Origin of the sequence: Burkholderia sp. AU17457, from assembly GCF_002223255.1 — a bacterium.
In the GTDB taxonomy this organism is placed as follows: domain Bacteria; phylum Pseudomonadota; class Gammaproteobacteria; order Burkholderiales; family Burkholderiaceae; genus Burkholderia; species Burkholderia sola.
In genome coordinates this window covers 949,699-962,761 of sequence record NZ_NKFB01000008.1, presented here as the reverse complement: position 1 = coordinate 962,761, position 13,063 = coordinate 949,699, and the positions used below count along the sequence as shown (strand labels likewise).

At 66.1% G+C, this 13,063-nt stretch carries 11 protein-coding genes; 2 read left to right on the top strand and 9 right to left on the bottom strand.

Annotation, left to right across the window (positions count from 1 at the left end; translation table 11 throughout):
• Positions 1–409: 409 nt before the first annotated feature.
• On the bottom strand, positions 410–1,147 hold the full coding sequence (locus CFB49_RS34305; protein ID WP_089493604.1) for a response regulator transcription factor: 738 nt from the start codon (positions 1,145–1,147) through the stop codon (positions 410–412).
• Positions 1,148–1,618: 471 nt separating this feature from the next.
• Here CFB49_RS34305 and uvrA point away from each other — a divergent pair, with 471 nt between their 5' ends.
• Positions 1,619–7,513, top strand: a complete 5,895-nt coding sequence (gene uvrA / locus CFB49_RS34300) for an excinuclease ABC subunit UvrA (protein WP_089493603.1) — start codon at positions 1,619–1,621, stop codon at positions 7,511–7,513.
• A 90-nt stretch (positions 7,514–7,603) separates the two neighbouring features.
• Here the strand turns inward: uvrA and CFB49_RS34295 are convergent, their stop codons facing one another.
• The 3 genes from CFB49_RS34295 to CFB49_RS34280 form a co-directional block, all read right to left on the bottom strand.
• Entirely contained in the window at positions 7,604–8,545 is a 942-nt protein-coding gene (locus CFB49_RS34295; RefSeq protein WP_089493602.1) for an amino acid ABC transporter substrate-binding protein, read from the bottom strand.
• Positions 8,546–8,558: 13 nt separating this feature from the next.
• Complete coding sequence (locus CFB49_RS34290; protein ID WP_089438002.1) at positions 8,559–9,866, bottom strand: dicarboxylate/amino acid:cation symporter; 1,308 nt, start codon at positions 9,864–9,866, stop codon at positions 8,559–8,561.
• Between the two features lie 422 nt (positions 9,867–10,288).
• Positions 10,289–11,023 carry an ABC transporter substrate-binding protein gene (locus tag CFB49_RS34280; RefSeq protein WP_089493601.1) on the bottom strand — a complete coding sequence of 245 codons (735 nt, stop codon included), beginning with the start codon at positions 11,021–11,023 and terminating at the stop codon, positions 10,289–10,291.
• A 41-nt stretch (positions 11,024–11,064) separates the two neighbouring features.
• On the opposite strand from CFB49_RS34280, the gene CFB49_RS34275 reads away from it, so the two are divergent.
• Positions 11,065–11,424 (top strand): hypothetical protein, encoded by a 360-nt coding sequence (locus CFB49_RS34275; RefSeq protein ID WP_143329358.1) that lies wholly within the window; start codon positions 11,065–11,067, stop codon positions 11,422–11,424.
• On the opposite strand, the gene CFB49_RS34270 is transcribed toward CFB49_RS34275, so the two are convergent.
• The 5 genes from CFB49_RS34270 to CFB49_RS34250 all read right to left on the bottom strand — a co-directional run bounded on the left by CFB49_RS34270 (position 11,408) and on the right by CFB49_RS34250 (position 12,954).
• Positions 11,408–11,614, bottom strand: a complete 207-nt coding sequence (locus CFB49_RS34270) for a hypothetical protein (RefSeq protein WP_089493599.1) — start codon at positions 11,612–11,614, stop codon at positions 11,408–11,410. The genes CFB49_RS34275 and CFB49_RS34270 overlap by 17 nt on opposite strands.
• A 9-nt stretch (positions 11,615–11,623) precedes the next feature.
• Positions 11,624–11,836 (bottom strand): 30S ribosomal protein S21, encoded by a 213-nt coding sequence (gene rpsU / locus CFB49_RS34265; RefSeq protein ID WP_069619878.1) that lies wholly within the window; start codon positions 11,834–11,836, stop codon positions 11,624–11,626.
• Between the two features lie 35 nt (positions 11,837–11,871).
• Positions 11,872–12,081: a hypothetical protein gene (locus CFB49_RS34260; protein WP_069620108.1), complete on the bottom strand. Its 210-nt coding sequence runs from the start codon at positions 12,079–12,081 to the stop codon at positions 11,872–11,874.
• 46 nt (positions 12,082–12,127) lie between these two features.
• The gene (locus tag CFB49_RS34255; RefSeq protein ID WP_069620109.1) at positions 12,128–12,412 is read right to left on the bottom strand and encodes a hypothetical protein; all 285 of its coding nucleotides are present in this window, start codon (positions 12,410–12,412) and stop codon (positions 12,128–12,130) included.
• A 257-nt stretch (positions 12,413–12,669) separates the two neighbouring features.
• Positions 12,670–12,954: a hypothetical protein gene (locus CFB49_RS34250; RefSeq protein WP_050013512.1), complete on the bottom strand. Its 285-nt coding sequence runs from the start codon at positions 12,952–12,954 to the stop codon at positions 12,670–12,672.
• Between the last annotated feature and the right edge of the window lie 109 nt (positions 12,955–13,063).

Sequence of the window (13,063 nt, the reverse complement as noted above, 5' to 3'; positions counted from 1 at the left end):
GTTTATTGGAGAATTCGAATTTGTATTTCTCGTGACAATGTATTGAATTCAATGAAGCTTGTGATGGCTAGATGTTAGGAGAGGACGGAAAAATCAAAAAGTGAACATTTGTCACCTTCGCGTGAACTACGGAACTGCGATGACCCACCTCCATCGCGATGGATCGCGACGCCCGTCCGTCGCGAGCGAATGCACCGCATTCGACGCGTCGCTTCGCAAGCGCGGCGATCGCCGTCGCACCTCAGTCAAATAAAGAGGATTCCGAATTTTCTGTCGCGCGAGTACAGCGGAAAATGACGGCGTCCGTGCACCGGATGTGAGCGCATTTTTCCGGCAACGCCTGAAGGCGCGGCACCCGATGCACTGCGCCGTGCCGCAGGCAACGCCGTCTACGATATGCGACGCCTGCTCAAGCCTGATCTTCGACCAGCACCCGGGTGTCGCACGGGACGTCGATCGTCGTCTTGATCTGATCCAGCCGATAGCCGAGCGTATAGATCGCCGACAGTCGCAAGCCGTTCTCGATGCCGAGCTTCAGCTTTTGCCGGATCCGGTAGATATGCGTATCGAGCGAACGCGATTCCGTGCCCAGTTCGCGCCCCCACGCCGTCGTTGCGAGCAGCTCTCGCGACATGATCTTGCCAAGGTTTTGAAACAGGCACGCGACGAGCTGGAATTCCTTGGTCGTCAGTTCGATCTTGCTGTCGCGAAGCCGGACCGCGCGTTCCACCGGATCGAGCACGTACTCGCCTGCGCGGATCGGCTCGTCGCGCTTCACGTTGCGCGCGACGCGGCGCAGCAACGCGTTCACGCGTGCGGCGAGTTCTTCCGCGCGAAACGGCTTGGTCAGGTAATCGTCGGCGCCGGCCTCCAGCGCTCTGACGACATCGAGCTCTTGGACCCGGCTGGTCAGGAACAGCACGCCGTATTCGACGTCGGCGCGCGTGCGGATCCAGTTCAGCACTTCGATTCCGGTCATGCTGGGCAAGTGCCAGTCGAGCACGACCGCGTCGACGGACTGGGATCGCAGGAACCGCAACGCCTGCTCGCCGTCGACGACGACCTTGATCGTGTGACGGTACGGAGCCAGCGCGCTCTGGACTTCCTCGGCCTGAACGGGATCATCCTCTACCACCAGTATGCGCATTCATGCACCCCGACTAACGTGATCGGCTTGTCGGCCGACACCTGAAAAACATCGGGCGGCGAGCAAGCAAACGTTTGCTTTTTGGTCCGTCTGGAACAAACGGTTAGGCAATATAAATCATCGGTAATGGATGCGATTGTGACATTTTGTGAATTCGTCGGAGGATTTTCGCCGTAGGTAAAAAGAGACGGAACCGCTTTTATTTCCAGAATTTTTTACTTGCCCGGCGCGTGCTTTCAGATAAAGAAGTGCGGTTTCGGGCCAGCGGACAGACAATGGCGTGTGCGACCGCATGACCATTTCGCTGTGTCGTAGCGGTAATGGAAAACTGTATGAATATACAGTATAGTATCCGTCGAACTCGAGCCGCACAGGTCCAACCCTTGCGGCCCGTGCGCCGCGCCTGCGGGCATCCGCCGCAGCGTTCCGGCACCGTGAATTCCGGCTAACTCATTCAGACGGGCAGGCAAATTGTCATCCAGCAATCTGATCCGCATTCGCGGAGCACGTCAGCACAACCTCAAGAACCTCGATCTCGACCTGCGCACCGGCGAAATGACGGTCGTGACGGGCCCGTCGGGCTCCGGCAAGTCGAGTCTCGTGTTCGACACGCTGTACGCGGAAGGCCAGCGGCGCTACGTCGAAACCTTCAGCGCGTATGCGCGGCAGTTCCTCGACCGGATGGATCGCCCGCAGGTCGAGCGCGTCGACGGCGTGCCGCCCGCGATCGCGATCGACCAGACCAACCCGGTCCGCAGTTCGCGCTCGACCGTCGGCACGATGACCGAGCTGAACGACCATCTGAAGCTGCTCTACGCGCGCGCGGCCGACCTGTTCGACCGCAAGACCGCGCGGCAGGTGCGGCACGACACGCCAGAAACGATCTACGCGGAGCTCGTCGCGCGCACGCAGGCGGGCGATCCGCGCGTCGTCGTCACGTTCCCGGTCGAATTGCCGGAAGCGGTGTCCGACGAGGAAATCGCGCAGTGGCTGTCGGCAAGCGGCTACACGCGCGTGCAGGCGCAGCGCGAAGTCGCGTCGCCCACCGGGCCGCGCAAGCTGCTCGACGTGGTGGCCGACCGCTTCCGCGTGCAACAGGCCGACAAGGTGCGCGTGGTCGAGGCGATCGAGGCGTCGCTGAAGCGCGGCGGTGGCCGCGTGAACGTGTATGTGCTCGCGCCCGAAGCGGAAAACGCGGTGGCGGAGCCGGTGATCTGGCGTTTCTCCACCGGGCTGCACGACCCCGACAGCGACTTGCGCTACGCGGAGCCGCAAGCGGCGCTGTTCTCGTTCAATTCGGCGTACGGCGCGTGCGAAACGTGCCGCGGCTTCGGCCGCGTGATCGGCGTCGATCTCGGCCTCGTGATTCCCGACGCGCGCAAGACGCTGCGCGGCGGCGCGATCAAGCCGATGCAGACGCCCGCGTGGAAGGAGTGCCAGGACGACCTGATGCGCTACGCGGCGAAGGCCGGCATCCGGCGCGACGTGGCGTGGTCCGAGCTGACGGACGCCGAGCGCGACTGGGTCGTCAACGGCTCGCCCGACTGGAACGGCAAGTGGCAGAGCCAGTGGTACGGCGTGAAGCGCTTCTTCGGCTACCTCGAATCGAAAGCGTACAAGATGCACATCCGCGTGCTGCTGTCGAAATACCGCAGCTACACGCCGTGCGACGTGTGCGGCGGCGCGCGCCTGAAGACGGAATCGCTGCAATGGCGGCTCGGCTCGAAGGAAAACGCCGACGCGGTGCTCGCGCCGGCCGATCGCTTCATGCCGCGCGGCGTCGACTGGAGCCGCGCGCAGCTCGAAGCGCTGCCGGGCCTGACGGTGCACGACCTGATGCTGTTGCCGATCGAGCGCATCCGGCGCTTCTTCGACGACATCGTGCTGCCGAGCGCGCTGCTCGACGATGCATTGAAGCTGCTGCTCGCCGAGGTGCGCACGCGCCTGAAATACCTGTGCGACGTCGGGCTCGGCTACCTGACGCTCGACCGGCAAAGCCGCACGCTGTCGGGCGGCGAGGTGCAGCGGATCAACCTGACGACCGCGCTGGGCACGTCGCTCACGAAAACCCTGTTCGTGCTCGACGAGCCGAGCATCGGGCTGCATCCGCGCGATCTCACGCGGATCGTCGAGGCGATGCAGCGGCTGCGCGACGCGGGCAATACGCTGGTCGTGGTCGAGCACGATCCGTCGGTGATGCTCGCGGCCGATCGATTGATCGACATGGGGCCCGGCCCGGGCGAGCGCGGCGGCACGATCGTGTACGACGGCACGCCCGGCGACATCCGTTCGGCGCACACGCTGACGGGCGAGTATCTCGGCGGCCGCAAGCAGGTCGCGCATGCGTCGAACTGGGCGCGTCGCCCGGTCGACGCGAACATGCCGCGCATCGTGCTCGAGGGCGCGACCGAGCACAACCTGCGCGACGTGACGGTCGAGATTCCGCTGCAGCGGCTCGTATGCGTGACGGGCGTGTCCGGCTCCGGCAAATCCACGCTGCTGCAGGACGTGCTGTATCCGGCGATGGCGCGGCACCACGGCAAGGCGACCGAATCGCCGGGCGCGTACCGCAGCCTCACGGGCGCCGACCAGGTCGGCGACGTCGTGTTCGTCGACCAGTCGCCGATCGGCAAGACCACGCGCTCGAACCCGGCGAGCTACGTCGGCGCGTTCGACGAAATCCGCAAGCTGTTCGCGAAGGCGCCGCTCGCGCTGCAGCGCGGCTACGGCGCGGGCACGTTCAGCTTCAACTCGGGCGACGGCCGTTGCCCGACCTGCGGCGGCTCGGGCTTCGAACATATCGAAATGCAGTTCCTGAGCGACGTCTACCTGCGCTGCCCGGACTGCGACGGCAGCCGCTATCGTGCAGAGATTCTGGAAGTGCGCATCGAGCGCGACGGCCGCGCGCTGAACATCGCCGACGTGCTCGATCTCACCGTCAGTGAAGCAGCCGCGTTCTTCGCGACCGATGCCGAGGTGCTGCGCGTGTTGCAGCCGATCGTCGACGTCGGCCTCGAATACGTGAAGCTCGGCCAGCCGGTGCCGACGCTGTCGGGCGGCGAAGCGCAGCGCCTGAAGCTCGCCGGCTTCCTTGCGGAGTCGGCGGCGGCGGCCAACGGGCGCCGGGTCGCGACGGAAGAGGCGCGCATCGCACGCGCGAAGTTGTTCATGTTCGACGAGCCGACCACCGGGCTGCACTTCGACGACATCGCGAAGCTGATGCAGGCGTTCGGCAAGCTACTCACGGCCGGCCATTCGCTGATCGTGATCGAGCACAACCTCGACGTGATCCGCGCGGCCGACTGGCTGATCGATCTCGGCCCGGAAGGCGGTGACGGCGGCGGTCTCGTGCTGTGCGCGGGCACGCCCGACGACGTGAAGGCGTGCGCCGAATCGCATACCGGCGTGGCGCTGCTGCAGTATGACCGCGAGATGGACGGCGAAGCAGGGCGCGCCGACGAAGGCGTGCCGCTGCAGGCCGTGCTGAACGCGGCGCGCGCGCGCCGTGCGATCGAAGGCGAGGACGTCGTGCGCATCGTCAATGCACGCGAACACAACCTGAAGTCGCTCGACGTCGACATCCCGCACGGCAAGTTCAACGTGATCACCGGCGTGTCGGGGTCCGGCAAGTCGACGCTCGCGTTCGACATCCTGTTCCACGAAGGCCAGCGTCGCTACCTCGAATCGCTGAACGCGTATGCGCGCTCGATCGTGCAGCCGGCCGGGCGCCCCGAGGTCGACGCGGTGTACGGCATTCCGCCGACCGTCGCGATCGAGCAGCGGCTGTCGCGCGGCGGCCGCAAGAGCACGGTCGCGACCACGTCCGAGGTGTGGCACTTCCTGCGGCTGCTGTACGTGAAGCTCGGCCTGCAGCACTGCATTCACGACGGCACGCCGGTCACGTCGCAATCCGTCGAGTCGATCGCCGCGCAACTGCTGCGCGATCATCGCGGCGAACACGTCGGGCTGCTCGCGCCGCTCGTCGTCAACCGCAAGGGCGTGTATACGGATCTCGCGAAGTGGGCGAAGGCGCGCGGCAGCACGCATCTGCGCGTCGACGGCGAATTCGTCACGGTCGATCCGTGGCCGAAGCTCGACCGCTTCCGCGAGCACACGATCGAATTGCCGGTGGCCGATATCGTCGTGTCGCCGGACAACGAGGCCGAGTTGCGGCGCAGGCTCGACGAAACGCTCGAGCTCGGCAAGGGCGTGATGCACCTGCTCGCGCCGCTCGACGGGCTGCACCACGCGATGCAGAACGATCGTTCGACCGCGCAGGTCGGCGCGGTCAAGGTGCTGTCGGTCAAGCGCGCGTGCCCGGTGTGCGGCACGAGCTATCCGGAACTCGACCCGCGAATGTTCTCGTACAACAGCAAGCACGGCTGGTGCACGACCTGCGTCGGCACCGGCGTCACGCTCACGCGCGAACAGCGCGCCGCATACGACGACACGGTGCTCGCCGGCGACGATCGCGGCCGCGAGCAAACCTTGCCGTCGGACGAGCAGGAGCCGGAAGGCGTCGGCAACGAGCCGTGCCCGGATTGCCACGGCACGCGGCTGAACCCGTCCGCGCGCGCGGTCACGTTCGACGCGCATCCGATCGTCGAGGTCGCGCAGTGGACGGTGTCGGACACGCGTCGCTGGATCGACGCGCTCGAACTCATCGGGCGCGACGCGCAGATCGCGCGCGACATCGTCAGCGAGATCGGCAGCCGCCTCGCGTTTCTCGAGGAAGTCGGGCTCGGCTACCTGAGCCTCGACCGCGCGGCGCCGAGCCTGTCGGGCGGCGAAGCGCAGCGGATCCGGCTGGCCGCGCAGCTCGGCAGCAACCTGCAGGGCGTGTGCTACGTGCTCGACGAGCCGACGATCGGCCTGCATCCGCGCGACAACCAGATCCTGCTCGACGCATTGCGCAAGCTCGGCGACAAGGGCAATACGCTGGTCGTCGTCGAGCATGACGAGGACACGATCCGCCGCGCGGATCACATCATCGACGTCGGCCCGGGCGCCGGCAAGCGCGGCGGCACGCTGGTCGCGCAAGGCGCGGTCGCCGATCTCGCCGCGCAGCCGGATTCGGTGACGGGACGTCTGCTCGCGCAGCCGATGCTGCACCCGTTGCAGCCGCGCCGCAGCGTGAGCCTGCCGGGCAAGAAGGGCGGTGAAGCCGTGCCGGAAGCGTGGCTGACCGTGCATGGCGCCAAGCTGCACAACCTGCGCGACGTGACGGTCGGCATTCCGCTCGCGCGGCTCGTCGCGGTGACGGGCGTCAGCGGCTCGGGCAAGTCGACGCTCGCGCGCGACGTACTGATGACGAACCTGCTCGACGCGGTCGGCCGCTCGGTGCTGTCGTCGCCCGCCACGCGGCGTGCGCGCAAGGCCGCGCAGCAGGACGCGCCGGCTGCCAACCGCCGCTCGAGCGTGCTCGCGCGCAGCGCACCGCGGCCGTCGCTGAACGTCACGCATGCGTGGCAGGGCTGCGAGTCGCTGAGCGGCTGGGAGCAGATCGACCGTGTGCTCGAAGTCGATCAGACGCCGATCGGCAAGACGCCGCGTTCGTGCCCGGCGACCTATATCGGCGTGTGGGACACGATCCGCAAGCTGTTCGCCGATACGCTCGAAGCGCGCGCCCGCGGCTATACCGCGTCGCGTTTCTCGTTCAACACCGGAGACGGGCGCTGCCCCGCGTGCGAAGGGCAAGGCGTGCGCACGATCGGCATGAGCTTCCTGCCCGACGTGAAGGTGTCGTGCGACGTGTGCCACGGACAGCGTTTCAATCCGGAAACGCTCGCGGTCACGTGGCGCGGCCGGAACATCGGCGACGTGCTGACGATGGAGATCGACGAGGCGGTGGCGTTTTTCGCGCCGATCTCGAACATCGCACATCCGCTGCAACTGATGAAGGATGTCGGGCTCGGCTACCTGACGCTCGGCCAGCCGTCGCCGACGCTGTCCGGCGGCGAGGCGCAGCGCATCAAGCTCGTCACCGAGCTGACGAAGGTGCGCGACGACATCACGCGCCGCGGCCAGAAGGCGCCGCACACGCTGTACGTGCTCGACGAGCCGACGGTCGGCCTGCACATGGCCGACGTCGCGAAGCTGATTCGCGTGCTGCACCGGCTGGTCGATGCGGGGCATAGCGTCGTCGTGATCGAGCACGACCTCGACGTGATCGCGGAAGCCGACTGGATCATTGATCTCGGCCCGGAAGGCGGCGTGGGCGGCGGCACGATCGTCGCGGCGGCGCCGCCGGAAGCGCTCGCGAAGGTGAGCGCGAGCCATACCGGGCAGGCGCTGAAGCCGGTGCTGGCGCGAACGGCCAGCGAAGGCGCCGAAGCGGTGCAGCAGGGTGCGGCGCGGGTCGGCTGACCGCGTTGCATCCGGCGAGCGGCCCCGGTGCCTGGCGAGGCATCGGGGCCGTTCTCGTTTCGTCAGTTCATGTCGACGATGGCGCCGCGCTCAATTCTCGTTGACGCCGATCGCCTCGATGATGGTCTCCAGTTGCGGGCTCATCGGCAGGTTGAGACTCAAGCCCGACGGAAGCGGGCGCAGAAACCAGCGCTTGTACTGACGTGCGATCTCGCCGTCGGCGGCCAGTTCCTGGAACGTGCTTTTCACGACCTGCGCGAGCTGCGGATCGTCCTTGCGGAACATGATGCCGTACGGGTCGTAGGACAGAAAATCGCCCACCACGTCGTACTGGCCGCCCTTGCCCGCATTCTCGGCGATCAGGCCGTACAGCAGCACGTCGTCCGTCGCGAACGCGTCGGCGCTGCCGTTCGCGACGAGCGCGAAGCCCTGCGCATGATCGGGCACCACCTGTAGCTGGATCCCGAGCCTGAACCGCTCGTTCAGGTCGCGCAGCGCCTTCTCGTTGGTCGTACCGGCCGTCACCGCGACTTTCTTGCCCGCGAGATCGCGGAACGAGCGGATCGGCGCGCCGCGTTTCACCATCACCTTCGTGCCGGCCACGAAGAAGATCGGCGAGAACGCCACGCGCTTCTGGCGCTCGAGGTTGCTGGTCGTGGAGCCGCATTCCAGATCGACCTTCCCGCTGACCACCGCGTCGATGCGGTTGTCGGACGTGACCGGCACCCAGCGGATCGTCAGGCTCTGGTTGATCGCATCCTCGATCGACGACACGAGCGCCTTGCACAGCTCGATCGAATAGCCGATCGGCTGGTTGCGCGCGTTCAGGTACGAGAACGGTATCGACGCGTCGCGATAGCCGAGCGAGATCGTGCCGCTGCCGCGCACCTTCGCGAGCGTGCCGGTCAATTGGGCCGGCGCGAACGGCTCGACGCGCGGCGGCGTCGAGGGTGCATCTTCCGCGTGCGCGGTCGCGCCCGCGGCAAGCAGGCCCGCGAGCGCGAGCGCACGCCAGAATCGCTGCATCTTCATCGCCGGACCTCCGTCACACTTCGGTCGGATGGGCGATCGTCGCTTCCAGTTCCGCTTCGATGCGCGCCGCGTTGGCTTCGGCTTCCGCTTCCGACAGCAGCTGGCCTTCCCATTTCGCGACCACCGCGCTCGCGATCGAATTGCCGACCGCATTGGTGGCCGAGCGGCCCATGTCGAGGAACGTGTCGACGCCGAGAATCAGCAGCAGCCCGGCCTCCGGCAGCCCGAACTGGTGCAGCGTGGCCGCGATCACGACGAGCGACGCGCGCGGCACGCCGGCCATCCCCTTCGACGTGAGCATCAGCACCAGCAGCATCGTGATCTGCGTGCCGAGCGACAGGTGGATGTTGTACGCCTGTGCGATGAACAGCGACGCGAACGTGCAGTACATCATCGAGCCGTCGAGGTTGAACGAGTAGCCCATCGGCATCACGAAGCTCGAAATCTTGCGCTTCACGCCGAAACGGTCGAGCGCGTCGAGGATCTTCGGGTACGCGGCTTCGGAACTGGCCGTCGCGAACGACAGCATGAACGCTTCCTTGATCAGCACCAGCAGCTTGAATACGCGACGGCCGAGGAACAACAGCCCGGCACACACGAGCAATGCCCAGAGCAGGAACAGGCTGACGTAGAAGTCGCCCATGAACACCGCGAACTTCAGCAGCACCGACAGCCCGTTGACCGCGACGGTCGCGGCCATCGCGGCCATCACCGCGAGCGGCGCGAGCTTCATCACGTAGCCGGTGATCTTGAGCATCACGTGCGACAACTGGTCGATCGCGGCGATGAGGATCTTGCCGCGCTCGCCGAGCGCGGCGAGCGCGACGCCGAAGAACATCGAGAACACGACGATCTGCAGGATTTCGTTGTTCGCCATCGCCTCGGCGAACGACTTCGGCACCATGTGGCCGACGAAATCCTTCAACGTGAACTTGGACGTCGCGAGGTTCGCCGAGGCGCCGATGTCCGGCAGCGGCAAGCCGAGATTGTCGCCGGGCCGCAGCAGGTTCGCCATCAGCAGTCCGAGCAGCAGCGAGACCAGCGATGCGGTGACGAACCAGCCGAACGCTTTCGCGAACACGCGTCCGACCGAGGCCGCGTCGCCCATGTGCGCGATGCCGACCACCAGCGTGGAGAAGACGAGCGGCCCGATCACCATCTTGATCAGCCGCAGGAACACGTCGGAGACGAGCGAGATGTACCCGGCGATTTCGGCGGCGGCCTTCTTGTCCGGAAAGCTCGTGAAGACCATGTAGCCGATCGCGATGCCTGCCACCATCGCGATCAGGATCCAGACGGCTGCAGCATTCTTTTTTCGCATCGTAAGCCTCCCATGCAGCGGTTTTCGCAATCGGGGATGGGACGACGATACAGGACCAGAATCGCGATGAACAGTGCAACCGGGTTCGGGTTTGCGCTAGCGCCGGGTCACGGCCGATCGGGCGACGGCGATGGCGCCGGTGGCGCTTCGTGCCCGAAGCCGGCGCAACCGGCTACCGGTTTGTTGCGGAGCAGCACATCGCTTGTTCGGCGGCCGCCGGATCGGCATGACCTGCGCCGCCGCGCCATGTGCGCCCGTCCGGCGCTGATCGGCGAGCGATGCTGCGTTGCCGCGATGTTGCACGCGTCACGCGCGCTGGGATCGGGCAGGCGCGTGCTGAAATCGCCCGCTTGCGCCGCGAGCCGGACGATCCCGGCGGCCAGCGAACGGACGCATTCGGCGTGACGGCCCGCGATTCTCGATCAGCCCGCCGGCGCGACCGATGCGCCCGTGATGCGGTGCCGGCGCAGCGAATCGGCGACGAAGCCCGACGCCTTCATTTCCTCGACGAAGGCGCTCAGTGCCGCCGCGGCCGCGTCGCCGCGACTCTTCGGCACGCCCATCGCCTGCCGGATCACCATGAAGCGCTCGTCGAGCAGGCGCAGGCCGGGCGTTTTCGCGGCGTCGGTTTCGAGCTGCTGCTTCACGCCGGCCGCCACTTCCAGCTGCTGCTCGACGAACGTCGGCACGACGGCCTGCGACGTCGGCGCGCGCACGATCTGCGCGGCCTTCAGTTCGCGGGTGAGGAACAGGTCGTACGCGCTGCCCTTGCCGACGGCCACGCGGTTGTGTGGCTGGTCGACGTCCGCGTTGGTGCGGATCGGCGATGCGTCCGGCACGAGATAGAAGCCTTCGATCAGTACGTACGGCGCGGTGAACGCGACCGTTTCGCCGCGCAGCGGATCGACCGCGAAGAAGCCGAAATCGGCGCGCTCGTCGGTCAGCGCCTGCACCGATTTGCCGGCCGTGTCGAACACCACGAGTTCGAGCTCGGCCGACAGGCGCTCGGCGAATGCACGGGCGAGGTCGATCGATACGCCGAACGGTTCGCCCGTTGCCGGGTCGCGGTTCGCGAGGATCGGATTGCCGAGGTTGATCGAGGCGCGGAGCTTGCCGGTGGGGGTGAAGGCGGCGACGACAGCAGGAGCGATGGGCATGGGCGGACTCGCGGGAGGCGTGGGGTCGGTCGGGTGACGGGATGCGCGACAGCGCGTCGATGCCGAGCTTATCACCGGACGTCGTAGACCGCGTGTTGCGGGCGTGCCTGGGTGGAGACGACGAGACGTTGAGTCGGCACGCGGCCTTCATGGGCGGCCGCTGCATCCCTGTCACGGGGCTGCACACGTGTCCGGAGCGGAAGCTGACGCTGGACGGCCAGCCACATGCGATCAAGGCGCGCGGCAGCATGATCGGCAACGACAACGAGGCGCTTCTGTCGGCGGCGCGTATCGGGCTGGGGATTCTCGCGCGCGACGACTGGCTGACGATGCAGGACATCGACGGCGGCAATCCGACGAGCGGGCTGCCGCGCCGCTGTCGGCTCACCCCTGAATGCTGAGCGCCTTCTCGATCGCGGCAATCAGTTTGAGTGCATCGCTGCGCCCGATCAGCAACCCGCGGCTGGTGTACTCGCACCCGAAGGCATAGAAGCTCGGCAGCAGTGTCACCATGTCGTTCTCCCGATCGAAATCGACTTCGCATTTGGTCAGCGGGAAGAACGGTGGCGCCTCGGCCGGCATGTCGTACACGATGTACGCCTAGTACATTTTTCGGGGCGGCAACAGGCGCTTCGCCTGCAAGCGCTGTCGGGCAACGGCGCTGGCTTTTTTCCGCTTGCGCTCCGTCGTCGGCTTCTCGTAGCTCGTGCGGCTGCGCAGCTCGCGAATCAGCCCGATTTTCTCGATGTCGCGCCGGAATCGCCGCAGCGTGACATCGATCGGTTCGTTCAGCTTCGGCGTGATTGTCGTCATGTAGATCCTGTCTGGAAAGAGGTGGGAACGGAAAGCTAGCCGAGCCGTGTCATGACGGCGCTGGCTATCTCGTCGGATTCGAATTCCGAATAGCCTGCGCCGATCGATAGCGCACGGACCGCCATGAACATGTGCAGCTCGGGTTGATGGCACATCGCCGAATCGGCGATTCCGGCCGGCACGGCGGTGTCGATCCGGGTGACTTCACGCCGGCTGATCAAGCCGAGCAGTTCGTCGATGATCATTTCGACCTCCAAAGTACCGAAAAGGTGTATGCATTGACGAGCCGCGTCAGCACGCGCTGGCGAAGAATCCCTGTTTGCCGCGATTGTCGTCGATGATGTTCTCGGCATAGCGCACCGACGCTCGACGCGCGTCGCCGGCGTTGTCGAATGGCGATGCGTCGCCCAATCTGAAGGTCTGGCTCTGCGTCAGCGTATCGGTGGTGCCGCGCAGGCAAATCTTGACCGCCGCGTCGAATCCGGCGTCGTAGTTGTGCGGGCAGCCGTTCAGCGCCGGCACGTGAGGATAAATGAGTGGATAAATCTCGAATCCACGATAGACGTGCATGCTCATGACGAACTCCTGGCGTTCGGCCACGACGAGTCGCATGGGCGAACACATCCGGCCAGTATTCCCGTTATGGGGGGCCGATGGGTGAAGGGGACAACGTTGCAGCGCGAAGGAGGGGCGATGCAGCAAGCGGGTGGGTGGAGGGGCGAACGGTCAAAGGACGGCTGATCGCGCGGATGGACCCATCATACGCGCATCGTCTGCCGAGCGGTCGATTTATTCCAGGCGGCGCAGGCACGGCGGCACGCGCGGCGCCGGCGTCAGAGCGTCGTCAGCAACTGCAACTGACGTTCAGTCTCGTTTCCCGCGACCAGCGAAAAGAACCCGGTCTCGCGACGTTCGACCACCGTGAGCCCCTCGCTGTCGGAGAAGACGTTCCACGCGCTGTCGTCGACATGGGCGATCGCGCCGCGCGTGCGCGCGAATGCCAGCAAGAGCGGGCTCGCCTGGCGGCGCAGCACTTGACGATCCGCGTTCAACACATAGGGTGGCCAACCGGCCCGAAGGACGAGATAGTAAGGAATGGAGCCGGGATCGATTGTCATTGGCGCGGTTTCATGTGTGGGCCTGCGTTTGCCGTCCGGCTGCATTCGGAACGGTATCGGCGAAAGGGCGCGATGGCGCGACGGGAATTCGCCGTGTCGTGCTTTCAGT

Coding starts and splice junctions, on each gene's coding strand:
- CFB49_RS34305 (WP_089493604.1), bottom strand. CDS start 1,147: ATGCGCATACTGGTGGTAGAGGATGATCCCGTTCAGGCCGAGGAAGTC.
- CFB49_RS34295 (WP_089493602.1), bottom strand. CDS start 8,545: ATGAAGATGCAGCGATTCTGGCGTGCGCTCGCGCTCGCGGGCCTGCTT.
- CFB49_RS34290 (WP_089438002.1), bottom strand. CDS start 9,866: ATGCGAAAAAAGAATGCTGCAGCCGTCTGGATCCTGATCGCGATGGTG.
- CFB49_RS34280 (WP_089493601.1), bottom strand. CDS start 11,023: ATGCCCATCGCTCCTGCTGTCGTCGCCGCCTTCACCCCCACCGGCAAG.
- CFB49_RS34275 (WP_143329358.1), top strand. CDS start 11,065: ATGCGCGACAGCGCGTCGATGCCGAGCTTATCACCGGACGTCGTAGAC.
- rpsU (WP_069619878.1), bottom strand. CDS start 11,836: ATGACGACAATCACGCCGAAGCTGAACGAACCGATCGATGTCACGCTG.
- CFB49_RS34260 (WP_069620108.1), bottom strand. CDS start 12,081: ATGATCATCGACGAACTGCTCGGCTTGATCAGCCGGCGTGAAGTCACC.
- CFB49_RS34255 (WP_069620109.1), bottom strand. CDS start 12,412: ATGAGCATGCACGTCTATCGTGGATTCGAGATTTATCCACTCATTTAT.
- CFB49_RS34250 (WP_050013512.1), bottom strand. CDS start 12,954: ATGACAATCGATCCCGGCTCCATTCCTTACTATCTCGTCCTTCGGGCC.